15 protein-coding genes and 1 pseudogene are annotated in these 25,927 nt (G+C 46.3%); 6 read left to right on the top strand and 10 right to left on the bottom strand.

All coding sequences use genetic code 11. The features are described 5' to 3' along the window. Positions 1-228 precede the first annotated feature (228 nt). Positions 229-2,781: an adenosylcobalamin-dependent ribonucleoside-diphosphate reductase gene (locus AC1XTG_RS13850; protein ID WP_484842395.1), complete on the top strand. Its 2,553-nt coding sequence runs from the start codon at positions 229-231 to the stop codon at positions 2,779-2,781. A gap of 135 nt (positions 2,782-2,916) precedes the next feature. After that, positions 2,917-3,651 (top strand): DUF3800 domain-containing protein, encoded by a 735-nt coding sequence (locus AC1XTG_RS13845; RefSeq protein WP_484842394.1) that lies wholly within the window; start codon positions 2,917-2,919, stop codon positions 3,649-3,651. A gap of 83 nt (positions 3,652-3,734) precedes the next feature. On the opposite strand, the gene purB is transcribed toward AC1XTG_RS13845, so the two are convergent. After that, positions 3,735-5,090 carry an adenylosuccinate lyase gene (gene purB, locus AC1XTG_RS13840; protein WP_484842393.1) on the bottom strand — a complete coding sequence of 452 codons (1,356 nt, stop codon included), beginning with the start codon at positions 5,088-5,090 and terminating at the stop codon, positions 3,735-3,737. 155 nt (positions 5,091-5,245) lie between these two features. Between purB and AC1XTG_RS13835 the strand changes: the two genes are divergently transcribed. Continuing rightward, entirely contained in the window at positions 5,246-5,986 is a 741-nt protein-coding gene (locus AC1XTG_RS13835) for an MIP/aquaporin family protein (protein ID WP_484842392.1), read from the top strand. Positions 5,987-5,991: 5 nt separating this feature from the next. Here AC1XTG_RS13835 and AC1XTG_RS13830 read toward each other — a convergent pair. Together AC1XTG_RS13830 and AC1XTG_RS13825 are read right to left on the bottom strand one after the other, a co-directional pair. Further along, positions 5,992-11,444: pseudogene (locus tag AC1XTG_RS13830) on the bottom strand (alpha-2-macroglobulin family protein). Positions 11,445-11,572: 128 nt separating this feature from the next. Next, entirely contained in the window at positions 11,573-12,796 is a 1,224-nt protein-coding gene (locus AC1XTG_RS13825; protein ID WP_484842391.1) for a 4-hydroxy-3-methylbut-2-enyl diphosphate reductase, read from the bottom strand. 179 nt (positions 12,797-12,975) lie between these two features. On the opposite strand from AC1XTG_RS13825, the gene AC1XTG_RS13820 reads away from it, so the two are divergent. The 3 genes from AC1XTG_RS13820 (at position 12,976) to AC1XTG_RS13810 (ending at position 15,238) form a co-directional block, all read left to right on the top strand. Next, complete coding sequence (locus AC1XTG_RS13820) at positions 12,976-13,530, top strand: RNA polymerase sigma factor (protein WP_056290832.1); 555 nt, start codon at positions 12,976-12,978, stop codon at positions 13,528-13,530. 81 nt (positions 13,531-13,611) lie between these two features. Then, the gene (locus tag AC1XTG_RS13815) at positions 13,612-14,220 is read left to right on the top strand and encodes a hypothetical protein (RefSeq protein WP_056290830.1); all 609 of its coding nucleotides are present in this window, start codon (positions 13,612-13,614) and stop codon (positions 14,218-14,220) included. Continuing rightward, positions 14,180-15,238 carry a hypothetical protein gene (locus AC1XTG_RS13810; protein WP_484842390.1) on the top strand — a complete coding sequence of 353 codons (1,059 nt, stop codon included), beginning with the start codon at positions 14,180-14,182 and terminating at the stop codon, positions 15,236-15,238. The genes AC1XTG_RS13815 and AC1XTG_RS13810 overlap by 41 nt, the downstream gene beginning before the upstream one ends. Before the next feature lie 6 nt (positions 15,239-15,244). On the opposite strand, the gene bshC is transcribed toward AC1XTG_RS13810, so the two are convergent. The 7 genes from bshC to AC1XTG_RS13775 all read right to left on the bottom strand — a co-directional run bounded on the left by bshC (position 15,245) and on the right by AC1XTG_RS13775 (position 25,659). Next, a complete protein-coding gene (bshC, locus tag AC1XTG_RS13805) occupies positions 15,245-16,795 on the bottom strand; it encodes a bacillithiol biosynthesis cysteine-adding enzyme BshC (RefSeq protein ID WP_484842389.1) in 1,551 nt (516 codons plus the stop codon). A 234-nt stretch (positions 16,796-17,029) separates the two neighbouring features. Then, positions 17,030-18,844 carry an acyl-CoA dehydrogenase family protein gene (locus AC1XTG_RS13800; protein WP_484842388.1) on the bottom strand — a complete coding sequence of 605 codons (1,815 nt, stop codon included), beginning with the start codon at positions 18,842-18,844 and terminating at the stop codon, positions 17,030-17,032. 141 nt (positions 18,845-18,985) lie between these two features. Continuing rightward, positions 18,986-21,874, bottom strand: coding sequence for a putative Ig domain-containing protein (locus tag AC1XTG_RS13795; RefSeq protein ID WP_484842387.1), 2,889 nt, complete (start codon positions 21,872-21,874; stop codon positions 18,986-18,988). 1 nt (position 21,875) lies between these two features. Further along, positions 21,876-22,991: a glycosyltransferase gene (locus tag AC1XTG_RS13790; RefSeq protein ID WP_484842386.1), complete on the bottom strand. Its 1,116-nt coding sequence runs from the start codon at positions 22,989-22,991 to the stop codon at positions 21,876-21,878. Further along, positions 22,988-23,995 carry a glycosyltransferase family 2 protein gene (locus AC1XTG_RS13785; protein ID WP_484842385.1) on the bottom strand — a complete coding sequence of 336 codons (1,008 nt, stop codon included), beginning with the start codon at positions 23,993-23,995 and terminating at the stop codon, positions 22,988-22,990. The genes AC1XTG_RS13790 and AC1XTG_RS13785 overlap by 4 nt, the downstream gene beginning before the upstream one ends. Before the next feature lie 105 nt (positions 23,996-24,100). Next, positions 24,101-25,279: an acetyl-CoA C-acyltransferase gene (locus AC1XTG_RS13780; protein ID WP_484842384.1), complete on the bottom strand. Its 1,179-nt coding sequence runs from the start codon at positions 25,277-25,279 to the stop codon at positions 24,101-24,103. A gap of 140 nt (positions 25,280-25,419) precedes the next feature. Next, positions 25,420-25,659 (bottom strand): PspC domain-containing protein, encoded by a 240-nt coding sequence (locus tag AC1XTG_RS13775; protein ID WP_484842383.1) that lies wholly within the window; start codon positions 25,657-25,659, stop codon positions 25,420-25,422. Positions 25,660-25,927 lie beyond the last annotated feature (268 nt).

Genomic DNA, 25,927 nt, shown 5'->3' with positions numbered 1-25,927 from the left:
GTGAAGAAAACCGGTTTCGATTCGAGCCGGTTTTTTTGTTTATAATGAAATTAAATGGATTATCAAAGAATAAAATATTTGCTAAGTTTCTTTAAATCATAAATTGCTAATAAACTGTAAATTAGGTTTTTAAGTAAAATTATTTGTAAACTTTTTTAAATAATATGAAGCCGGATTTTCTTACATTTGAGTACTTCAACATATTTTCCACTATACTCAAAATCATAAATGGAAACAATTCAGTCCTCGCAATCTGAAAGGACCTACACGTCCGAAGAAGCCTACCAGGCTTCCCTTCAATACTTTAAAGGCGACGATCTGGCGGCCCGGGTTTGGGTTACTAAATACGCATTAAAGGATTCTTACGGCGCGATTTACGAGGCTACACCCGACGATATGCACCGCCGCATTGCCAGGGAGATTGCAAGAATTGAACACAAATACGCAAACCCGCTTAGTGAGGATGAAATCTTTGACCTCATTAAAGATTTCAAATACATCATTCCGCAGGGCAGCCCGATGACGGGCATTGGTAACCCGTATCAGATCGCTTCCCTTTCCAACTGTTTCGTGATCGGAAATAATGGCGCTGCTGATTCTTACGGCGGTATTATGAAGATTGATCAGGAGCAGGTTCAGCTGATGAAACGGCGCGGTGGCGTAGGCCATGACTTGTCGCACATTCGCCCGAAAGGCTCGCCTGTCAAAAATTCCGCGCTTACTTCTACGGGTATCGTGCCGTTTATGGAGCGGTTTTCAAATTCAACACGGGAAGTAGCGCAAGATGGCCGCCGGGGCGCATTGATGCTTTCAGTGGCAATCCGCCACCCGGATTCCGAAGACTTTATTGACGCGAAAATGACGCAGGGCAAGGTAACCGGCGCTAACGTTTCTGTGCGGATTGATGATGATTTCATGAAAGCCGTAGAGTCGCAATCCTCTTACAGACAGCAATATCCGGTAAAAAGTACCACTCCGACGCACATCAAAGATATTGACGCAACAGCACTCTGGAAGAAAATCGTGCATAATGCGTGGCAGTCTGCTGAGCCGGGCATTTTGTTCTGGGATACCATTACCCGCGAGTCTGTTCCGGATTGTTATGCTGATCTGGGCTACGAAACTGTTTCAACCAATCCTTGCGGTGAAATCCCATTGTGCCCCTACGATTCGTGCCGCCTGCTCGCGATTAATCTGTTTTCTTACGTTGAAAATCCATTTACCGACGCAGCAAGTTTCAACTGGGCTTTGTTCAAAAAACACATTGCCGCCGCCCAGCGCATGATGGATGATATCATCGATCTTGAACTTGAAAAAATCGACGCGATTATACAAAAGATTGACGCAGATCCGGAAAGTGAGGAAGTTAAGCTGGTAGAGAAAAACCTGTGGCTGAACATTCAGAAAAAGGCGCAGGAAGGTCGCAGGACAGGTATTGGTATCACAGCTGAGGGAGATATGCTGGCTGCATTGGGCTTGCGGTATGGAAGCGATGCGGGCAATGATTTTGCGGTTGAAATTCACAAAACTGTTGCATTGGAAGCTTACCGTGCCTCTGTACACACTGCGAGAGAGCGTGGCGCATTTGCCATTTTTGATTCGGAGCGGGAGAAAAACAATCCTTTTATACTGCGCCTGAAAGCGGCGGATGCGCAGCTTTACTATGAAATGCTTGAATACGGCCGCAGAAACATCGCACTGCTTACCATTGCACCGACGGGAACCACGAGTCTGATGTCGCAAACCACTTCGGGTATTGAGCCTGTGTTCCTGCCCGTTTACAAACGGAGGAGAAAAGTCAACCCAAACGATAAAGATGTGCGGGTGGATTTTGTGGATGAAGTTGGTGATTCCTGGGAAGAATACGTCGTTTTTCATCATCGGTTTAAAGAATGGATGCAAATCAACGGCCACGATTTAACAAAAAATTATTCTCAGAAAGAGCTTGATGATCTTGTTAAAAAATCGCCTTACTACAAAGCAACCAGCAACGATGTAGATTATCTTAAAAAGGTAAAAATGCAGGGCGCAATCCAGCAGTGGGTTGATCATTCAATTAGTGTGACGATCAACATGCCGAATGATGTAACCGAGGAGCTGGTGGGCGAATGCTACATGGAAGCCTGGAAAGCGGGCTGTAAAGGAGTTACCGTTTACAGGGATGGTTCAAGATCCGGTGTTTTGATTTCAAATGAGGAGAAAAAAGAAGATAAATCTGCCGACTCTCCTGCGCCATTCCCTACCGAAAGGCCACAAACCCTGGAAGCGGATGTGGTGCGTTTTCAAAACAAGAAAGACAAATGGATCGCATTTATCGGAACAATCGACGGCCGGCCTTACGAGATTTTCACCGGTTTTGCCGACGATGAGGATGGTATCCTGATCCCGCGCTGGGTTAATGATGGTTATATTATCAAAAACCGCGAAAGCGACGGTACTTCCAGATACGACTTTCAATACAAAAACACGAGGGGCTATAAAACGACTATCGAAGGTCTTTCATACAAGTTTAACCCGGAATACTGGAATTACGCGAAGCTCATTTCCAGTACCTTACGCCACGGAATGCCGATTGAAAAAGTAGTGGACCTGATTGGTAGCTTACAGCTGGATGAAGCAATTAACACCTGGAAAGCGGGAGTAGCGAGGGCTTTAAAACGGTACATTCCGGACGGAACAGAAGCCGGAAAGCAAAAATGCCAGAACTGTAATTCGACCAACCTCCAATACCAGGAAGGCTGCCTGACCTGCAAAGATTGCGGCTCTTCGAAATGTGGCTAAAGGGCTTTCGGCCGTCAGTTTTCGGCTATCAGACCTGGGATCGAAACATCCCAGTCTGATAGCCGAAAGCCGAAGTACCTAAGCTATTTTCCCCAATATTCTATTTGACACACACACACACTTAAAAATCAAACTTTGGAATTCACACTATACATGGATGAAAGTGGAGATCATGGCCTGGACAGGATCGATCCAGGGTTTCCAGTATTTGTACTTTGTGGAATACTCTTTTATGAAGATGGTTATCTGAAAATGAGAGACCATATTAACCAAATCAAAATCAAGTTCTGGGGAACAAAAGAGGTTATATTTCACTCCCGAGACATACGAAAATGTCAGAAGGAATTTCAGACGCTCCTTGATCTTGACACTAAGAGCGCATTTTATAATGAGCTTAATAACTGTATATCTGAGCATTCATTCAAAATAATTGCCGCGTCGATAGACAAAGTCAAGTATATAAAACGGTATGGCCGGATTGCCGATGATCCCTATGAAATTAGCTTGTCTTTTATCATAGAGAGGACTATCTTTTTGTTAGACGACTTTAAGCACAGCTCTAAATCTATCCGGATTATAATCGAAAAAAGAGGAGAAAGGGAAGACAAAAAGCTAGCCAGCTATTTCGAAAAGGTCAAAGCTCGCGGAACAGGCTATATAGGACGGAAGAGAATTCAAGAATATGACTTGAAGATTGAATTCAGAGATAAGAAGGACAACATAAACGGACTACAAGTTGCTGATCTAGTAGCCTACCCCATTGCCACTCACACTATGCATCCCGCAAGGGCTAATCCAGCATTTGATTTAATAAAATCAAAATTTTATCAGAAACAAGGAAAAATTTACGGACTCAAGCGATTCCCTTAAAACAAAAGAGCCATTCCCAATTAAGAATGACTCTTTTTGCCGACCGGGAGACACCCCAATCCCAGCACGAATATACTAAAAAACTAGTTAGCGTCTTCTACAACACCTAAATAGTTGAATGGACTCAGCGCCCTCAGTTCTTCCCTGATTTTTTCTGAAACGTCGAGCGTTTCAATGAAACGGGAAATGGAGTCGCGGGTGATTTTTTCGTTGGTGCGGGTTAGTTCTTTTAATGCTTCGTAAGGTTTTGGATAACTCTCGCGACGTAAGATAGTCTGGATTGCTTCGGACACAACGGCCCAGTTATCTTCCAGATCTGCTTTAAGCATTTCTCCATTCAATTCCACTTTACCCAATCCCTTCAGCAAGGAATTCAAGGCAATTGCCAAATGCGCCAGCGGGACACCGATATTCCGCAAAACAGTAGAATCCGTTAGGTCACGCTGCAAACGCGAAATTGGCAATTTGGAAGCAAAGTGTTCAAACAATGCCGAAGCCAGACCCAGGTTACCTTCCGAATTTTCAAAATCGATCGGGTTCACCTTATGCGGCATCGCCGACGAGCCCACTTCACCAGCCTTAATCTTCTGCTTGAAATAACCCATGGAAATGTAAGTCCACATATCCCGGTTAAGGTCCGTCAAAATCGTATTAAGCCTCTTGAGACAGTCGAAAGTAGCTGCAAGGTTATCATAATGCTCGATCTGCGTCGTGTGCCTGCTTCTTTTCAGGCCTAAACCTTCCACGAAATGATTGGCAAACGCCATCCAGTCCTGTTTTGGGTAAGCCACATGGTGCGCATTGAAATTACCTGTCGCCCCGCCGAACTTAGCCGATGCAGGGATTTTGTCGAGCATTTCCAATTGCCGCTCCAACCTCTCCACAAAAACCAGGAATTCCTTACCTACGCGTGTTGGGGAAGCCGGCTGACCATGCGTGAATGCAAGCATCGGCACGTTTTTCCACTCAATGGACATTCTTTTCAATACAAATAAAACCTGACGGAACAGCGGCTTGATCTGGCGCTCCAATGCATCCCGCAATGAAAGCGGAATAGCGGTATTGTTGATATCCTGAGATGTAAGACCAAAATGGATAAACTCCTGGTAAGCAGCAATTCCCAAAGTTTCGAATTGTTCCTTGATAAAGTACTCAACCGCTTTTACATCGTGGTTGGTCACTTTCTCGATATCCTTGATATGTAGTGCATCCTGCTCACTGAAATCCTCATAGATTTTGCGCAGCGATGGATATTTCTTTTTGTCAAACTCTGAAAGCTGGGGGAGCGGCAACTCGCATAATGCGATGAAGTATTCTATTTCAACAAATACCCGGTAATAGATGAGGGCGTACTCAGAGAAATAAGTCGATAGTTCTGATACCTGTTTGTAGTAACGGCCATCAACCGGAGAGATCGCTGTGAGTTGATTTAAAGACATGATTTTCAATACAGAAATTGATTATCGCGCAAAGTTAGTGGAATTCGTCGTGGGAAAATGGTAAAAAGGACACGAAATATTCTTTTTGGGATCAGAGACAGATTATATAAAACTATTCGCATATTTCGCGATCTAAACCTTTTTACCTCATTTCTATGCAGCCTTCACCCTTTGTTGGAGAATTAGTCGGAACTATGATTCTCATTTTACTTGGTAACGGCGTTGTGGCCAATGTGATCTTGAAAAGTACAAAGGGTGCAAATGCGGGTTGGATTGTGATCACAGCCGGCTGGGGTTTCGCGGTAATGATCGGGATTTTCACTGCCAACGCATTCGGAAGTGCAGCTGCACACCTTAATCCCGCAGTAACAGTTGGCCTGGCTGTTTTGAAAAACGATTACAGCCTGGTTGCCAGCTACATTCCGGCACAGCTTATCGGCGCATTTCTGGGTGCAATACTTGTGTGGCTGCAATACCTGCCGCATTGGAAAGTAACCGAAGATGCAGGTACCAAACTCGCCTGCTTCGCCACAGATCCTGCATTACGCTCCACAGGGCCCAACTTTATCAGTGAATTTATCGCGACGGTCATACTGATTATCGGCGTAGTCGCAATCGGTTACGCGGGCACTTCTGATCCTGAAAAAGGCGGAATTCCGTCGGGCGTAACGCCCTATCTCGTCGGAATGCTGGTGTGGAGCATCGGGCTTTCATTGGGTGGAACAACAGGTTACGCAATCAACCCGGTGCGTGATCTGGGACCCAGGATTGCGCATGCCATATTACCTATCCCAAACAAAGGCAGCTCCGACTGGGGCTACGCCTGGATTCCAGTTGTCGCGCCCATTGCCGGAGCTGTCATAGGAGGCTTGATCCTCCGTTCTTTTTCGTTTTAAGCCACTCAGTCTACCTTGATCTTGCCGCCGCCGGAATAGCTCCGGTATTCGCCACGGTACATAGCGTCGGCCGCCGCCGGACCAACTGTAAAGTTGCCTTTTGACACAATCCTTACCTGATAATAGAAGGTTTTAGGCTGCTTGTCCGCTGTCGTGAAGAAATGAATCCTGTCATCGCGGATATCGTAGTATTCGGGTACCGATGCCTCTTTGATCCAGGGCATGTCGCGCGGCTCGGTAATGCGCGGGTTTTCTATCTCAAACCCGGCAGGCAACAAATCAGTTACCACTACATTATCGATCGGTAACCCATTTGTACTGCTCAAAGTAAGCTTTACCACAACCAGGTCGTTCTGATGAAAAGCATCAACGGGTGTTCCATTGCGGGTCAGGAATTGGCGACGAATGCGCATTCCCTGGTCTTCCTCCGTATAAGTACCCGTTGCCGACATTCCTTCCGTTTGCGCAAACCAATACAGATCGCCTTTTCCCTGCGTTTTGATCAAAACCTTCTGACCTGTTACTCCTTTCGATATTTTCAGCTCTTTACCATTAAAAGTCCCCACTTGTTTATTCCCCGCAAAAACAGATGCAGTTACTGTTGAACCCGCACTTTTCCTCGCCAGCTTGCCTAATGCAAGTACAGTAAAAGCAGCCTCCTGCGTATTGAGGTAAGATGCTGATTGAACAGCCTGCGATAACTGTCGGCCCAGTGCCGGGATTTGAAGATTACCCGGATCAGCTTCCAGCAATGTGTTCAATACGAGCGACATGTTCCGGAGTGGGGAGGAGTAACTATCATCCAAACCTTGTCCCGCTTGCTCAGGAACATATTTCTTTGGTACTAATGCAGCAAAACTGCGTGCGTCTCCCGCCAATTGGAAAGCTGCCGCCAGCAGGTATTTGGAATCGGTGGTCAGGAGCCGGGCATTCTGCTTGTAATAATTCATTGAAGGGCGATTCGGGTTTCCATTCAATGCGAGTACATACAGGGAGTAAATCGCTTCACGCCGTGCTACCAGCTTGCGCGTTTGCGTGCCGGTCGGCCGACCTTCATAAGCCAGCCCGTCTCCCGTAGATGCAATTACTACTTCCTTGTTTGCCGTTGTTCCGGATTGCATTTTCAGATATTCCAGCGCGCGGCTCACGGTTTTTGGATTAACCTCAAACCCTGCCCTTCTTGCTTCTTCCAGAAAGTGCACAGCATAGGCAGTAGCCCACCAATCTTCCTGCGTCGCGCCCGGCCACATTCCCATTCCGCCATTGTAAAGCTGCTGCGATTCAACCTTTCTGATCGCCTGCTGAATATTGGTCATGGGGTTAAAATCACTTTCCATATTCCGCACCATGTACACCGGTGCCGCCATTGCTTTGACAACATCGGCGAAGTATAGCTGCGGGAATGCTTTTGAAATCGTTTGTTCCAGACAACCATAAGGATAGCCGAGCAGCGACGAAAGCGCCTTTCCTCCACCCTGTACGAGCGGCGACCGGCTCAGCACAATCTGGCTGCGGCTTGTGGCAGGAATAAAAGATGAGCTCAGATCGACCAATCCTTGCTTTTCACCCGCTATCAGGCCGGATTTGCTTGTTTTCAAAAGCGGTGAAGCGGGGCGGATTGTCACTTCCGTCTCATTGACGAAAGTTTCACCGAATGCATTCACCTTTACCGTCAGCTTTGCCAGTCCGATTGCCTGCGCGGCTTTCACTGAAAACATAGCCCTGCTCTCCTTACCTGCGGGTACTGAAACCGTTTGCACAGGCTGGGCACCAGCCGACAGCGGGCCCTGCAACTGTAAAGTCACGGTTGCATTCGCAGCTGCTTTGGTCGTGTTACTGATATTTACCGGCAGCATAAGCTCGTCGCCCGGACTGAAAAACCGTGGTACGGCTGCGCTGATCACAATCGGATCTGCCACTTTCATATTCTTCGCCGCCGAGCCAAACGCATTGTCTTTGTATGCAACCGCCATTACCCGCAAATCGCCGCTGAATTGAGGCACATCAATGTTGAAATTAGCTTCGCCGCTTCCATTGGCCGTAATGATTTTACTCCAGAAAGAAACCAGCTCAGTCCTTCCATTACTCAGCGGATTAATCCTTTTTTCAAGGTCAAAACCATCGCCTCCGAAACTGGACTTACTTAATGAAAGCTCAGGGAACAATTGCGCATATAAATCATGGCTGGTTACTTCCAGTGCCCTTTTTTGATAAAAATGATTATAAATGTCAGGCGTTTTAAAATTCTTGATCTGCAATATCCCTTCATCCACAACTGACACCGTGACTTGTGCATTGGGAGCGGTTTTAATCCTGATCTGCTGCCTGACTTTCGAACGTGAGCTTTCAGCTACTGAAATGGAAACCGGCAGCTTTCGGTCGGGATCTTCCACTACCACAGGTGTGAAACCATGCGCAACGGTCAGCGGCATATCAGAATCCTCCATTTTGCGGATCAGCGTGGCTGTAACAAACACATTCGGTAAATGTTCATCCTTGATTTTAAAGGTAAGTTCTGCTGCTTTTTTGTCGGTAGTAAGGATATGCTGTTCCAAAACCTGATTGCGCTCCACGGTTACAAGCAACCGGCCGTCAAAAGGTGTTTTGAACAGCACTTTTGCCTCCTCACCTGTTTTACAAACTGCTTTGTCGGTTTCCATCAAAACCCTCCCTTCATTGCTTACCTCAAATGAGGAGTACTGCGTATTCCCGTAACCATAAGCATAAAAGCTGGCTAGCGTATAGTGCTCTGCCCCAGGCCTTTTTACTCTTACTTCATATTCACCTGAAACAGTGGGCGCATACCGGAAAGTAGCCTTCCCACCAGGCAAACGCATTGTATTGGAATAAACGAGCTTTTCCTTTTTTCGGGAGGTGTACCGCAGCTGTTCATATTTTTTCTCTACCACAGTCTGGTATTCCAGTCTCACCACCTCCACATTTACACTACTTCCATTTTGCAGCTGCCCCTTTCCATTTACCCCTACGATTTCCACCTGGACGGGCGCATTGGTACCCACGTAGGTATCAGGCAGGCGGATGCCATAAAACACAGGTTGGGTAAATACGTCGAACCGCTGCATGCGATTTACGGGCCTGCCATTTTCATCAAAAACAGTCACGTAAATTTTCCCTTCCAGCACACCTATGTCTTTCAGCCCGGCACCTAATACAAAGTTTTCGCTTGCCTGGCCATTCTCATTGGTACTACCCTGCCGGGTTTCTTTTGCAAATGACGTTTCAGCGGGTATATCGAATGTGTATTCAGGAAATCCTTTTGCAAAAAAGCTCTTTCGTGAAAGCTGCGACTCCATTTCGTAAGTACGGTTTGCCGCAAGCGGACCAAACAAATTGACGGCTGTGGCTGTAAGCGAAACGGTACTTCCGGAAACATATTCCTTCTTTGCGCCACTCAGGTCAACCTTGATCCGGTCGGGCATAAATTCTTCCAGACTTATTGAATGCGAGCCGAGCAGAATATCATTGGCATTATAAACTTCCAAAACGTAAGTTCCGGTTAATGCAGCCCTGTCCATTTGCACTTCAGTCTCTACAGCACCCTGCTCATTGGTTGTCTTCCGCCAGGTCCGGTATTCACGTCCATTGGGTGTAACCATCCGCATTTTCAGCGGGATTTTACTTGCGGTCTGCCAATTCTGGCTGCGAAGTACCGTGTTGAAGTACATCGTTTCGCCTGGCCGGTAGATATCCCGCTGACCGTATGTAAAAGCCTGGAAACCTGATGCATTATCCCGCATACCCTCCACTTCAAACCGGGAAGTTTCTACCTGGGTATCACTCAGCATAAGGTAATTGAAATCGTCTTCCGCACTGGCAGTCAGCAATGCAACCTTTAATCCAGGTGCCTTTTCATTCAGTTTATCTACGTGTGCAACTCCTTTACTGTCAGTTTTAAGAGTGTGTATAGTCTGGTTATTCGAACTGATTAATGTGACTTCAAGGTTGGCGATCGGTTCATTGGATTGGATGGAATTGGCAAACACCCAGATTTCATCCTTTCCCTGCTTGGCGATCAAACCGATGTCAGAAATGGAGACCAGCTTGGTAACGCTCAGGTAAGCTTCGTTCGTGGAACGTACTGTTACGAGATAAACTCCGTGCCGTTTATTTTCGTCTGGCAATGCAATGTTGAGCGCAGTTACTCCCTTGCTTTTGGGTAAATTTTCGGTATCCACATTCTTCATTACCAATACATCGCTCATATTGCCTTCCCCATCATCGGTATACTGGAAAGCACCCGTCTCCTGCCAAGTATCGCCCACTTCATCGTATTCTTTCCAGCGGTTCTGGCGTATGTAGTTGAGGATATTATTGGTATATAGCTTTGAAATGCGCACCTGAACCTGAGGTATGTTTACGATCTGAACACCAATATTTTTCGAGCCTTTGCCTGGCAGGTATAACGCCTTTTTATTAGTAAATGAGACAGCTGCCGGAAGTTTTCCAAAAAACACGTCTCGGGAAGTCTCTTCCTCCAAACTACGTCCAAGTACACCTTTTAAGTTTTTGTTAACCAGCAAAGTGTAAGTCTCAGTTTCACTAAAATCACCTCTTACGATAAACCCATTTGCAGTAGGTTCAAACTGCTTAACCGTGTCAGGATTGATAGAAAACCTTTGGAGATACTCTCTTTATCCAGCTCGTGAGATGTAATGACGCGCGCGTAGCCTGCATTGTTTTCAAAGCCTGTCTGGATATCGATTACCTGAAGGTGCAGCGGGGAAGGCAGGTTGGCATTGGTTACCATCGGCTCTTTACTTACGTGTGTTCCATTCAGGATCTTTACCCCTGAATTGACGGTCAGTTTCACCGGAATCGCATTATTATAAGTCTTCCCTGTGTGGGCGAGCGCTACTGTTACTTCCTGTTCGCTGGAAGAGGGCAGTATCCTGAAATCTGTATTGGTATTGTCAACCGTGACCTGCAACTTCTGTGCTACTTCCTGGCTATTGACAGGATAGTTGAAAACCAGCTTCATGCGGGCTTCCTGCCTGCCGCTTTCCTGCGAAATAGCCCACCAGCTTTCGGTGGCCGACAAGCTCAGCGAAGGTGTGTGAAAATCAAGCGGCTCTTTTGCGACTTCATACTTCTTGTCCTCCTCCACTTTACGCGTAAGCAGGTTTGTCAGCTTTGCTTTGTAAGAAGTGGCTGCGCTAAATCCTGCAACGGGCGAAAACACCAGTTCATTTTCCGCAGTCCATTTGAATTTACCTTTTACAGCAGGTTCAAACTGAATGTATTGCGTTGAATCCCAGTCATTCAGGTCAGCTAGCGGCACCAGATCCTTGTTGAATGTAAAAACAAGGTTTTGAGAAAGGTTGATCTCGTCTCCAAAGTTGGTACCGGCAACCCTCACTTCGTTCAGAGAGGAGCAACTATCAAAAAGTAAGGCAAAGAGAGAAAGAAAAATGAATGAGGACAGGAAGTTTTTTTTCATAAGAGCATATAAAAAAACGGATGATCTTTTATGTAAGAATCACCCGTCTAATTTAACGTATATCGGTTAATCGGCTTGAACTTTCTGGCTCAAATGATTTAAAGGATTGAAATCTTTGGCAACCGGTTTTAAAAGGCTTCCATTACCTCTTCAATGGGCTTTGCACCTTCAAAAAAGGAGAGTAACCGCAGCAAAATTGCCTCAACGACTGCATCCGGACAGGACGCGCCACAGGTGAGCATTATGCGTGCAGGCTGGTGCGCGGTAAGGTAATTTTCAGTAACAATCTCCTCTTTCAAATGCAGGTCGAAATGCCGGATCAGCTGCTTGTCCAGCAGCTTGTTTACCGATTCTATAAAGTAGGTTGGCAGCTTTTGTTCACACAGCTCAACCAGATGTGAAGTATTGGAACTGTTATAGCCTCCGGCTACAATCACCAGGTCTGCGTTCTGCGTCAGCAATGCATAGGTGGCATCCTGGTTATCATTGGTAGCATAGCAAAGTGTATCGCGGGTATTTGCAAAATGCGCTTCCACCTGCTGAGGAAGCAGGTTGTAATGCCGGATCATCACATTTTTTAAGAAATCGGAAATACCCTGCGTGTCGGAAGCGAGCATGGTGGTTTGATTAACCACACCAATGCGCTGCAAATCTTTTTCAGGATTAAAACCTTCCGAGTACTGCCCGTGAAAGTCGGTAAAGAACCCGGCTGCCATTCTTTTGCCCGTCATATATTCAGCCAGGAGCTCGGCCTGGGCCATATTCTCGACGATAACCGTGGGCGCATTTTCTTTACTGTGTGAAAATGTGGCGCGGGTCTCTTCGTGCTTGGGCTTCCCGTGTACCACAATCGTGTAATCCTTCTCACCGATCTGCGCCGCCCGATTCCAGACTTTTTCAACAAACGGGCAAGTCGTATCGTAAACGTAGGAGTTGATGCCCAGCTGTGCCAGCTTTTGCTGATTTTCAACCGTAGTACCAAACGCGGGAACAATCACGATATCCTCGGTAGTAAGCTCTTCCCATGGAATCAGCTGATTTCCTTTGGTATCCATAATGAACTTCACGCCGCGGTCTGTCAGGTCCCGGTTTACATCCGGATTATGGATCATTTCGCTCAGCAGAAAAATCCGCTTGCCAGGATTTTCGGCGATTGCTTTATAGGCAATGTCAATTGCATTCTCTACTCCGTAACAAAACCCGAAGTGACGCGCAATCAGGAATTGTACCGGCCCGAAATCAAGCAGCGTGGGCGAATAGTCTCGTTTCAGCTTGTCATTTTTACGGCGGAATTCCTTGATCGGAGTGATAATCCGGCTCCGGTAAAAATCCGGGATATTGAACGTTTTCATTTACGAATTCGGTAGATTGCAGCTAACAGCCAAAGATACTATACTAAACTTCCTGAAGAACAATCTGCTGTTTATCATTGTTCAAATCTGTTTTTTTTGAAAAAATTATAATGTACGGTGCAACATGCCAGGTGCATTGCTGTCTTTGTTACAGAACGTTCAAAAATTAAACCTTCTGCTTGAAAACACAAATATACCCAGACCGGCATGTCGAACTGGTGGAGCGGTGTAAACTCGGTGAGCGAAAAGCGCAGTACGAGTTATACAAATCGTATTCAAAAGCCATGTTCAACATCTGTATGCGGATACTGAACCATATGGGGGAAGCAGAAGATGCTTTGCAGGAAGCTTTTGTGGACGCATTTACAAATCTGCACCAGTTCCGGCAGCAGTCTACATTCGGTGCCTGGCTCAAACAGATCGTTGTCAACAAGGCGATCAACCACATGCGTAGCAGAAAGGTGAAGTGGGTGGAGATTGAGGAGTACCAGGAGACAATGGAAAGCAGTGAAGATGCGCTGGGCTTTGATGAGCATGAAACGCTGCTGGAAGTGGAGCGGGTGAGAAGTATGGTTCAAAAATTGCCTGACGGTTACCGTGTCGTGCTCAGCCTTTATCTGTTCGAGGGTTATGATCACGAGGAAATCGGCGAGGTACTGGGTATCAGCGAAACAACGTCGCGAACACAATATATGCGTGCAAAAAGGAAGCTGACCGAAATGCTGGTCAGATAGCATTAACAATATTTAACAAGGTATTTACTTAAAAAATACGGATTTGAAAAAATTATTTACCCATGACACGTTAATGAATCTATGAAAAATTCTTCAGATAAAAAGGATCGATTGGAGCGGTTTGTGAGAGATAACAGGGATGGATTTGATACTTTCTTACCGCAGGATTCTTTGTGGAGCCAAATTGAGAGCCAACTTCATCACGAGATTCCGATAGTTCCGGAAAAATCCAAAAAAAAACTTAGGCGATTAAGCAGTCCCTACTTCGACTGGCGCATTGCGGCCGGCGTTTTCCTTGCACTCGGGATAGGGTTCCTTGTTTACCTCAATAACGAATACGGCCTCGCCCGCGACCCGCGTGTGGCATTGAAAGTACCTACTTACGCCCGGGAGCTCAATCAGTACAATGTTGCAATAGATCAGAAAAGGGAGGAGATTATCAAGCTGGCCAAGGACAATCCTGAATTGTACAAGGATTTTGCTTCTGATCTGGAAAGCCTGGAAGTAAGTTACAAAAACTTGCGTTCCAACCTGGCAAATGCCCCTAACCAGGAGGCGCTGCTGGAAGCAATGGTCCAGAATCTCCAATGGCAGGTAGATCTGCTCAACCAACAATTAGATATTTTGCAACGCATTAATCAGGTCAAAAATGACAACGAAAAAGAGAATAACAGCGCTCCTGTTATTTAATATAGCACTGATTTTACCCAACCTGCTCATGGCAGGGCCAGGTATTCCCGAGCAGAACGGGCTCATCGAAAAGCGAAGGAATATCACCAAAGTATTCGATGTAAAAAGTAGTGATATGCTGCTTGTTGAAAACAAATTCGGTCAGGTTAAAGTCAACCTCTGGGCGAAGGACGAGATCAAGGTGGAAATCATTGTAACAGCGAATGCATCTTCCGATGGCCGGGCTTCCGAATATTTAAGCGCAGTCAACATTGACGAAAGAAGACTGAAAAACCAGATCAGCCTCGTTACCCGCATTGATAGGAGCCAGTTTGGAAATAATGGGTGGAACAATCGTAAAGGTGAAAAAAACTACATCCGTATCGACTACACCGTTTACATGCCAAAACAGAATGCACTGATCGTGAAAAATGAATTTGGCGACACAGATATCCCCTCATTTTACGCGCCGCTGACGATAGATTCCAGATACGGAAACTTCGTCGCCAATCATCTGGAAAATACTGATAACATCATTGACGTGCGCTACGGCAGTGCCACAATCGGGAAAATGGATGGTGGCAAACTAGAATTCGAGTACTCCAAGCTGAGCCTCGATCAGGCTAAAAAGATATTGCTGATCAATAAATCGGGCGAGTTGAATATCCGTGATGTGATCAACCTGGACGCAGATATCGACTACTCAGGTGCTAAGATCGGTACGATCCGCGGTACCGGGAAAATCAAGCTGAATTACTCGGGCAACTTCAAAATCGACGAGCTGACCAACTCGGCCCAGAATGTAGATATCCAGGCAGCCTACTCTTCCATTGTACTGCCAGCAGAGGCTAACCAGTTCAATGTGACTGTTTCTTACGGGAATTTCACCTATCCTACGAACAATGTAAACTTTTCAGTCCAGCCTGCTAAAGACCATAAATCCTATACATTGAAGCAGTATCAGGGGAAAATCGGCACCGGGTCTGGTACCAAGATCACAGTTAATTCACGCTACGGCGATGTGAGGCTGAAAGAGTAAACCCTGTTATTCTTCCAGAATTACATTGTAGCTGAAATCCAGCGGATCGAAAGCATTGTAAAGCTTATGGATAAACTCCGGATCATTAATGTAGAAACTCAGCAGATTATCATACCGTTCCTGGGCGATTCCGTTCGGGAACAGTTTGTTTTTGAGCGTCAGCAATTGCTCAATTTCCGACTCGTGGTTACGCTCTTCCGCTCTAACAATGCGTTTTTCGAGTTGCTTTAGCGAATTCAGTAATCGCGTTTGCTCTGCTTTCACAGCGCCCAGCATCGTTTGGTCCACGGCAACCGCTTTTGAAAGAATAGCATCAAAAACCTTATTGAATTCTTCCTTTTCCGCATTCAGATCGAGGACGCGCTCACTGTTCCTTTCGATGAATGTCTTCCGCAGCGCCACTTCGTCAAGAAAAAGATCTTTGTAGCTGATTTTCAGCTTGCGAGCCTTCTTGCTTTGGTAACCGTTGATATATAATGCAAAATTCCTCGGCATCAGCGCCGGAAAAGGTACATTGAAATGATCGAATACACCTTTCAGCTGCATCCAGTAAGGCACCTCTGACGGTCCGCCTATATACGCAAGATTCGGGAGAATGATTTCTTCGTAAACCGGTCTTAATATGACATTCGGACTGAAAAGTTCAGGCCTGTTTGCGGCCAGTTCAAGTATCTCTTCTTCGGAAAAAGACAAGTCGGTGTTCAGCACCTTGAAAGTTTCACCTTCCTTTACAATGCGTTCCCGAAGATGATTGTCCAGATAGAATAAGTTGATTTCCCGCGCATTCAGCGGCGTATGATAGCCCAGTGCATTGAGCTCTGAAGTGGTTTGCGAAACAAGTTTTTCGCAAATGGAAGTAGTTAATTCCTCTTTTACGACCGGCAGAAAACTGCGTTTCAGATCTGCGTGGTCGGCGTCGATACTGATCAGGCCATACTGCCCGAATAACTCGTGCATATAACATCGGACCGCATCGGCCAGCGTGTTATTTTCAAGGTATGCTTTGGCGAAAAGCAGCGGCTTGTCCGGAAGTTGCTTCAATATCACTTCCAGCTCTTTCGGGTTCAGCCGGCCCACTGCGCCTTTGTGTTCGCCCGTCCATTTATGCGTTTGTCCAAACAAATGAAACGAAGCAATTTCCTCAAAATCATGATCCTCCGTCGCCATCCAGTAAACCGGAACGAAGTTATATTCCGGATAAGCCTCCTTGAGCGCACGCGCAAGCTTGATCGCCGTGATGATCTTGTAAATAATGTATAGCGGGCCCGTGAAGATGTTCAGCTGGTGGCCTGTTGTTACGGTAAACGTCTTCTCGTCAAGCAGCAGCGAGAAATCAGGATAGTGAGGTAAGCCTCTGTACTGCATTTCAAGCACGTCTACCAACGTTTTACGCTTGGCAGCATCGAAGCTGCTCTTCTTTGCTATTACCTCCTGAAAATTTTCGAGCGTAGGAAAAGAGCTGTAAAATGCCTCCAAAGAAGGTTTTTGGTCCAGATAATCCAGTAAAAGCGCAGGAAATTGCCCTGTTGTACGCAGATCCACAGTGTGCAGAGTCATGAAAGGTGGCTTTTCAGTAGCTTGAAGAGAATCCAACGTGTTTTACTTTTTGTTCGTCTGTAACCAATCTTTTAACGACAAAATCGCGGAAATTGGTTTCCCAAAGTTGCGCAATTTGAGGAAGAATAAAAAACCTGAGCCTGGGTTATAAAAAGGCCGGACCTTGTGCAGATCCGGCTTCATTTCAAGCGCATTTTTTGAATGGATTGCACCCAAGCTTAATGAGCTATCCGCTTAAAAAACATAGGCATTTTTTGAGATCAGCTCGTCTGCAATCCGCCTGCGCGCATTCTTAAGATTAGATGGTTCTATTTTCGTAAACCGTTTCAATCCCATTAACATGACGCTCAGCTCATCACTCTCAGCAAAGCTCGTAATGGCAGACCTCCCGGCGCTGTTCACTTTTTCAACCGCCCGGTTTAGGTAGATCGCAGCGATATCCCTCTGCAATGCATTCGCTTCTTCACCCAGCAGCTCAATGCTCTTTTCAACACGGAGCAATACCGACTCGGCTACATATATCTCGATCACCATATCAGCCAGGTTCATGATAATCTCCTGCTCTTCCGACAATTTCATCATAAACTTCTGTACGGCCGCTCCCGAAACCATCAGCACTGCCTTTTTAAGGTTTTTCAAAACCTTTTTCTCTTTGGCAAAAAGTGCTTCTTCCTCCTCTGCGCCAAAGTCAGGAATGGACATTATTTCCTTTCCAACCGCCGCTGCCGGACCCATTAAATCGAGCTGGCCTTTCATTGCGCGTTTCAGTAACATATCCACAACCAGCAGCCGGTTGATCTCATTTGTGCCTTCAAAGATCCGGTTGATCCGGCTATCGCGGTAAGCGCGGTCCATCGGCGCATCTGCCGAAAAGCCCATTCCGCCGTAAATCTGCACACCCTCATCTACCACAAAATCAAGTACTTCGGAACCATGTACCTTCATGATTGCACATTCGATCGCAAACTCTTCCAGCGCTTTCAGCTTTGCTTCCGAATCAGCCATTCCTTTCGCTTGAAATGCCTCGATCAGATCATCAATATGCTGACCAACCCGGTACGAAGCTGACTCGGTCGCATACATACTGACCGCCATTTCTGCCAGCTTATGCTTGATCGCGCCGAATTGGGCGATTGAAGTCCCAAATTGCTTCCTTTCGTTGGCATAATTAATAGCCTGCTCAGCTACTCTTTTCGCCCCGCCCAAGGCAGCGGCTGCAAGTTTAATGCGACCAATATTCAGGATGTTAACAGCGATCTTGAAGCCGTTTCCACGCTCGGAAAGCATGTTTTCGACTGGTACCAGACAATCGTTGAAAAATATCTGCCGGGTATCAGATCCTTTTATCCCCATTTTATGCTCGGGCTCATTCATCGTAATACCTTCAGTCGAGCTTTCGATGATAAATGCTGTCAGGTTTTTATCCGTCTGCCCGCTTTCTTCTATTTTGGTAAAAACAATAAAAACGTCCGCAAAACCGCCATTTGTTATCCACATTTTCTGACCGTTGATTGCATAATGCGCCCCGTCAGTTGTCAGTTTCGCTTTTGTTTTGGCAGAATTTGCATCTGAGCCAGAGTCCGGTTCTGTCAGGCAGTAGGCAGCTTTCCATTCACCAGTCGCCAGCTTTGGTAAATACTTCAGCTTCTGCTCTTCATTTCCATAGTACAGGATCGGCAGGGTACCTATTCCAGTATGTGCCGAAAGCGCGACTGAAAAGGAGTTTCCGGCACCAGTCGCTTCGGCCACTAGCATGGAAGTATTGAAGTTCATTCCAAAACCGCCATATTCTTCGGGAACGACCGTACCCAACAGGCCCAGCTCGCCTGCTTTGTCCATCAGCCCCGATATCAGGTCCGGGCTTTTCGCGTGATCTATTTCGTCAAGTATCGGCCACACTTCCTTCGCAAGAAAGTCGCGACAGGTATCAGCGATCATGCGCTGTTCTTCCGTAAATTCCTCAGGAATAAATATTTGGGAGGCCTGTGTTTCCTTTATTAAAAATTCGCCTCCCCTAATAGATGTTTTATTCGCTTCTGCAACGGCCATATCCGGTAGTAATTATAGAACGATGTGAAACAAAGGTATGCTTGCATACTATTGACTATTTCAAATATAAACCATAATCAAGTTACGCGCGCATACTATCCTGAAATTTTAAGTAAAGGCTATATGAATTGGGGTTGCCAGCTATTTCTTGAAGATCCTGAACTGCTTTAAAAGCTCGCCATTGTCAAAAATCCGCACAAAATAGATACCCGATGGTAGACCTACATCAGAAAGATCAATGTAAGCAAGGTTGTCGGCTATGGTCACGAGGTCGGGCGGCAGCGGAATGCGTTTTCCTCCCACCGTAACAATCTCGTACTGTATTCCCTCGGTTACCTGATTTTCGGGCAATTTGATGTTAATGATGTTTTCCGTCGGGTTTGGGTAAAAAGCCCACTCGGCTATGTTCTTGGTGATATTCACCGAATCGCCAGCCGATATACTGAACTGAATGGACTGGGTCACGATCGCAGAATCTTCCTTTGCAGCAGTGACGGTGAGCGTGTACCTGCCAACGTAAGGTGCAAAACCCTGCTCATTTTCATACAATGCATATGGAAAAACGGCGGTGGTTGAAGTCCGTTTGTAAGGTCCGTCCAGCTGGAATTTAACCTGGTCATATTCAAAATTTCCGTAAGCATAAATGTTCAGCAGCGGCGGCAGCGATTCGTATGCAAGCACATCGTCGCCAGCCAGCTTGCGGATAATGCTCTGCTCCACTTTGCTTCCTCCTTTTACAAGCTCAAAACGCAGCTCAGGTGTCTGAACTTTCAGGATCAGCGGTATTTCCACATACGCTCCTCCATTGTCATACGCTCTCACGATCAACCTGTATTCCCCCTCTTCGGTAGGTGTTCCCGAAAATACATTCAATGCAAAATTCAGCCACGAAGGTCTGTTCTGGATCGATATGGAAGATATATAACCATCAGGATCACCGAAAATGTTGGTAGGCAGAATGTAGTTAAAAGGCATATTAACCTGTGCGTACTTTACAGGCAACGTGCTGCTGGCAAATGGCGGCGCATTCAGGAACTGCGGCTCCACGACTTTGATCGTAAAGTAAGTCTCGACAAATGCATTCAGATCATCATAAGCTTTGAAGATGATCCGGTACTCACCCAAAACAGTCGGCGTTCCGCTCAAAACGCCATTGGAAAATTTCAGCCAGGAAGGCAGCTCACTCGCCTCAATCCTTGTGATTTCTCCATCTCTGTCTTCAAATGTATTCTGAGGAATGGTGAAGGTAAATGCCTTATTAACAGCAACCATTTGGTTTGAGAAATTAGCATCTACGGTAGGTGGCTTGTTGGCATTTTCCCTGGTATCCACGCGGATTGTAAAAAACGCTACTGTGGAACCGCCTTCGTCATCGGTACCCGTTACCGTAATCCGGTAATCGCCCAGCTCCGTCGGTCTGCCCGAAAGCTGTCCGTTCTGGAACCGCAGCCAGGGCGGCAAATTACTTACTTCAACCTTCACGATAGTACCGTCCACATCTGAAAATGTATCGATCGGCAGCTTATATGTAAAATCCCTGTTCACGGGAATGATCTGCATCGGGACCGGCCTGAAAACGTAGGGCATATAGTTGGATGCATCCTTCCAGTATTCCGGCGAGAGCAGATCTTCTTCCAGCTTCACAGCCACAGGCTTGGGGTTACCTGCATTGGCATAGGCGCGTTTGGCCCATTCATCAAAAATGACGGCTATCGCACCTTTTTTCTCTACCGCAGCTGATAAACGGTAACTTACACTTTCAGAGTAGTTGATTGCGGCCATCGGCTGGCTCAGCCATTTGGATGCAGCCGGACGTAAAAACGGCTCGGATCGGCTCATCTGCTCCGTCGTCGAAACGACAACTGCTACTACATTCGCGCCGTGTGCATAGTTTTCGTCGATCTGCTTTAAATGGGCACTATTATCAAGATAAGAGCTTACAAACAGCTCATTAGCTATGATGTAATGCGCTGGCATATTGCTTTTTACAACATCCACTGACCATCTGTGGTCAAAAATGGGGCTATCGTTGATTTTAATTCCATCCGCTTTCTCATTCAGGTCCTTAAAGCCCAGTGTGCCGCGTAAAACAGAAGCCGCATCGAAAACAGACCCGTAATCAGAGATGAACTTGATCGTCGGGTCAACTGATTTAATAGCTGCAATCATTTGATCGAAGTACTTCTTCATTACCTCGTGCCGGTAAATGTACCAGTCTTTCCCTGCCCGCTGCCGGAAAGATTCCTCCGGCGCCCAGGCAGTCACCGGCGGATACGGATCTTCAAAAGTTTTGTAGCTCATTCCCCAAAGGAAGTTCAGCCGCTCGATTTTTGTATAATGTGCTTTCAGCCACGCGCGGAAGCCGCTCACCATTGTTTTGGAATAATCATAAACGGCCGTATTCTCTTTTCCGTTAACAATCAGTCCCCCGGGATATTCGCCTTCCTGCGTCGGTGTATTGGTGACGGAAACATACAGAAGTTTATTCTCGGTTTGCAGGTACTTGTATCGGGCTACTGTTTCCTTCACAAAAGCAAGTCCCTTGTTGACAATGGCTTGGTTATCAAAACCGTAAAAAGTATCGAGATAGCCGCCCAGCAGAGGCTGCTCGGAATGACTGAACTGGCTGTCGGAGGGTTCCCAAAAACCCTTGATGCGGGTACTGTGGCGGCCAAGGTGGATACGGAGCGCTACTTTCATGCCCAGGTCTGTTGCTATTTTGATCTGCTCGTCGTATTTCGCCCATTTCGGGGTTTCTGTTGGAGAGCTGTAATAAACCTTGTCCCAGGGAATGGTAATATAAACGGCATTCAGGCCAAATTGCTGTGCAGAACGGATCAGATCGGGCTCAGGGCCACGGTTTTCTGCGTCTGTAAGATTCAGCAACATCAATGCAAGATAACGTTGCGGATCCACCTCTGCCGTTTTTTGGGCAGGCTGCGCTGAGAGTGGTTGCAGGAAAAAAGTCAGGCAGAGCGCCAGGGAAAAAAGCTTATTGAAGAATTGAATTGCGTGCGCAGAATTGAACATGCTAAAAGTTTTTGTCAATTAATTTGATCCACTCATTGTATCCGTTTTCCACATTGAATTGACCTGCCCTTTCAATGCTCCTGGAACTGTCGGTTACAACCTCTCCATTCATTATTTTTCGCATTGCTTCAACCATCTGGCTTACACTCAGATCATTGGTTACCACACCCATACCATCCTGGACGAATTCGGACACACCTCCCGAAGGGAAAGAAACGATAGGTTTACCAAGCAACGCGGCTTCAATCATCACCAGCGGAAAAGGGTCCTGACGAGATGTCAGAAGAAAGCCATTTCCCGTGTTAAGGTAATTATAATAATCTTCTTTTTGTTTACCGACCAGGTGAATTCTGGTCGCTGATCTTGAATTCCTGCACCTTTGTTCGGTATAATATACCATTCCGTCGTCAATTTTGGCTCCAACCCAGATCAGGTGGACACGGGCGTCATTGAGTTGTTCGGCAATGTCGGGCAATAAATCAAAACCTTTGCGCTCCGAAGTCATTCCTGATAATACCCACACAAAGTCTGTCTCCGGAATTCCAAGCTTTTTCCTTAGCTCAGCAGCGCGTTCTGCGCTGCTCTTGACCAGATTACTGTCTATAAATGAATAAAGCAGCCCGATATTCTTACCCCCCGAATCGACCAACGCGTTGCTCGTAGCTTGTGAGCAGCCGATCAGCAGGTCTGAATAGTCGATAATACTTTTAAAATCTGGTCCGCTCAGGTAAGAATAGGTCAGCGGCATTTCATGAAAATGCGTCACCAGCTTGATTGAAAACTCTTTGGCGATCAGTACGGTTTCGGGAATCATCGTCGTATTCACATACCAGAAATCAGCCTTGAAATCGGTAGCCAGCTTGCGTAAATGCCGGTGAATGGGATTGGAGCCCAGGTGAAACGAGATTTTCTGAAGTACATTAAACTTCCGGGGAGCAATAAATCTTGGAATGTCCTCTGGAAAATCGTTCAGCAGCTCGCCTTCTGCGAAACTGACTATGCCGATATCAAACCGGGAACGATCGATTTTTTTCAGGATGTATAACAGCATCATTTCTGATCCTGTTCGTGTTGCATAGGGTGTGAAAAAGAGGATTCGTTTCTTTGTGCTGTTCATGAAGAGGCGGTTAAGAGGTCGATATTCTCGTAAGGCTTTATCTTATACGACCCTTTTTTCAAGAATAAGGTTGCCCAGAAATACTTTAAAAGCACACCTGTTTTTCTGACATAAATGCGCTGGGTCCGCAGTTCGCTAAAAGGATTTCGTCTGCTTTTGATGTTAAATGCAATTTTCCATCCAAATACCACCGGTACCATCAACAAGTAATGCAAGATCAGCAGCACGTATTGAAAAGCGCCGTATTGCTTTCGTACCCAAAGAAAATTAGACACCTGCATTTGCGTGCTGAACCGGTTTATCCACGAAATATTAGTCCTACGGAAAGGGTTATTATTTTCGAGGTGGATGAAAATGCAATCTTTGAAATAGCACAGCTTGCCCAGCTTACTTAGCCGCCCCGACCATTCCACATCTTCGCCGTACATGAAAAAATCGTCGCTAAACCCGCCTGTTTTCTCAAAACCTTCCCTCCGCAAAAAAATGAATGCGCCCACAAGCCAGTCGTATTGGTCCGGGTCCTGGTATTCTGGTTCCGGATAAAGTTTGTTGATCGCCCGCTCGATGGTACCGGCTGGCGGCACAATGAAAAAGGTTTTACGAAACTCGTTGAAGCTCTTGTAAAAAGGCATCGGAGTACCGTCGGGATAGTATTGCAAAGCGCCGCAGGCGATGATATCCTGGCGCTCGTTCATTCTTTGAAAACACCGGCCGATCACATTGTCGGTCACCAGTGTATCCGCATTCAGCAGGAGAAAATATTTGCCGTTTGCAATGGACATTCCTTTATTATTGGCGATCCCAAAGCCGGGATTCGAAGGCAAGTCGATCCAGCGAACCTCAGGAAATGTATCACGAACCAACACCCCGCCTCCGTTTTCCGGGTCATTATCAACAATGATGATCTCAAATGTAACCCCGGAAGTAAATTGATAAATCGACTTTAAACAATTGATTATGAGTTGAGGTGTGCGGTAATTAATAATGATGATGGATACATCCATGAAACGATCTGCAAGTTGGATTGGGCAAAAATAAAGAATCTCCTTCGAACATACCCAAGCTGTTCACGGAGATCCCTAAATAAGTAGCATTAGTTATTTGCCGGATTAATTGAGCCTTTCGAAGATCCCGGCCACTCCCTGGCCCCCACCTACACAGGCTGTTACCATTCCGTATTTCTGGTTGCGACGCTCCATTTCATTAAAAAGCTGCACCGATAGCCGCGCTCCTGTTGAACCCAAAGCGTGCCCCAGCGCGATCGCTCCTCCGTTTGGATTCACGATTTCAGGGTTAATATCCAGCTCCTGGATTACCGCCAGTGACTGGGCTGCAAACGCTTCGTTCAGCTCGATCTGTTCGATATCCTGCAATTTCAAACCTGCTTGTTTCAATGCATTCGGTATAGCTGCTACCGGTCCGATTCCCATAATCCGGGGATCCACGCCAGCAGTCGCGTAGGATAACATTCTCGCAATTGGTTTGAGGTTCAATCTTTTGACCATATTCTCGGACATGACCATCACGAATGCCGCCCCGTCGGAGGTTTGGGAAGAGTTACCCGCAGTCACGGAGCCGCCTGCCGCGAAGACGGGTTTCAATTTATTCAAAGCTTCCAACGTGGTATCCGGCCGCGGACCTTCGTCCTGACTGATTACCGTTTCCCGCGTTTTCTTCTTGCCGGAAGCCGCATCAAAGTATGTTTCCTTCACCGTAACAGGCACGATCCCGTTTGTAAACCAGCCTTCTTTCTGTGCCCGTAAAGCTTTCTGATGCGACTGAAACGAAAATTCATCCTGCCTTTCCCGACTGATTTTGAAGTCGCTCGCTACCTGCTCGGCTGTTAACCCCATGCTCAGGTAGTAGCTGGGATTGGTATGTGCGATTTCGTAGTTCAATGCCGTTTTCCAGCCCATTGTCGGTACCATCGACATCGACTCTGTCCCTCCCGCAATAATGCATTCGGCCATTCCGGCGTGTATCTTGGCAGAAGCAATAGCGATTGCTTCTACCCCGGAGCCGCAATACCGGTTGATGGTGATACCTGAAACATTTTCCGGCAATGCAAGCAGCGCCACATAGCGGCCCATTTGCATTCCCTGTTCCGCCTCCGGCACTGCATTTCCCACAATTACATCGTCGACCTGCGTCGGATCGAGCTGCGGCACTTTTTCGAGCAGATGCCTGATTACTGCCGCACCCAGGTCGTCGGGACGGGTAAATCGGAATCCGCCTTTTGAAGCTTTACCAACTGCACTGCGGTATCCTGCAACAATATATGCGTCCATATTGAAATTCTTAGTTCGATGAAAATGAATAATAGTATGCTGGCATACCATTGTAAAAATAGGAATTATACCTAAAACAACAAACCGCCGGAGTTTGTTTTCCGGCGGTTTGCAAATACCTAGTCTGTACTGATGGATCGTTAAAATTGAGGCGGGAAATCAGTTCCCGTTAATGGTTTTGGCTGCCTGGCTATATCCGGCATGATAATCCATAAAATGATGTAGAACAAAACAACCGGGAAAGTAAATGGAATGAAGACCGCCAGTACAAAAATGAAACGGACAATCGTTACATCAATCTGAAAGTAGTCGGCGAGACCGGATGCAACACCACCAAGCATTTTATTGGTTGTGTTACGATATAATCTGTTATGGTTCATGGCTATGTCGTTTTATTTTCTTTTGATGTTTCAAAGGTACTGTGCATTACCCAGTAGCTGATTTCATTCTTGATAAACGGTGCTTTACAGGTAGAACGGGCTGGAATCAGGGATATAGGATTAGATCTCTATTAGGAAAACGAAAGATGTTGTACAACAGAATTGTCAATGAATTACCTTTGAGCTGGAAATGTTTGCGTGCTGACAATCTGACATTCGTTTTACGGCAGGCTTAATTTTTTCGTTTTGAATGAACGTTATAAAAATA

This window comes from Dyadobacter sp. HNCC25DJ183, from assembly GCF_056895175.1.
Note: the sequence above shows the minus strand (reverse complement) of the source record. Positions and strands in the feature narration are given on the sequence as shown.

Coding starts and splice junctions, on each gene's coding strand:
- AC1XTG_RS13800 (WP_484842388.1), bottom strand. CDS start 18,844: ATGGCCGTTGCAGAAGCGAATAAAACATCTATTAGGGGAGGCGAATTT.
- AC1XTG_RS13795 (WP_484842387.1), bottom strand. CDS start 21,874: ATGTTCAATTCTGCGCACGCAATTCAATTCTTCAATAAGCTTTTTTCC.
- AC1XTG_RS13775 (WP_484842383.1), bottom strand. CDS start 25,659: ATGAACCATAACAGATTATATCGTAACACAACCAATAAAATGCTTGGT.
- bshC (WP_484842389.1), bottom strand. CDS start 16,795: ATGACTCTGCACACTGTGGATCTGCGTACAACAGGGCAATTTCCTGCG.
- AC1XTG_RS13790 (WP_484842386.1), bottom strand. CDS start 22,991: ATGAACAGCACAAAGAAACGAATCCTCTTTTTCACACCCTATGCAACA.
- AC1XTG_RS13815 (WP_056290830.1), top strand. CDS start 13,612: ATGAAAAATTCTTCAGATAAAAAGGATCGATTGGAGCGGTTTGTGAGA.
- AC1XTG_RS13810 (WP_484842390.1), top strand. CDS start 14,180: ATGACAACGAAAAAGAGAATAACAGCGCTCCTGTTATTTAATATAGCA.
- purB (WP_484842393.1), bottom strand. CDS start 5,090: ATGTCTTTAAATCAACTCACAGCGATCTCTCCGGTTGATGGCCGTTAC.
- AC1XTG_RS13785 (WP_484842385.1), bottom strand. CDS start 23,995: ATGGATGTATCCATCATCATTATTAATTACCGCACACCTCAACTCATA.
- AC1XTG_RS13825 (WP_484842391.1), bottom strand. CDS start 12,796: ATGAAAACGTTCAATATCCCGGATTTTTACCGGAGCCGGATTATCACT.
- AC1XTG_RS13850 (WP_484842395.1), top strand. CDS start 229: ATGGAAACAATTCAGTCCTCGCAATCTGAAAGGACCTACACGTCCGAA.
- AC1XTG_RS13835 (WP_484842392.1), top strand. CDS start 5,246: ATGCAGCCTTCACCCTTTGTTGGAGAATTAGTCGGAACTATGATTCTC.
- AC1XTG_RS13780 (WP_484842384.1), bottom strand. CDS start 25,279: ATGGACGCATATATTGTTGCAGGATACCGCAGTGCAGTTGGTAAAGCT.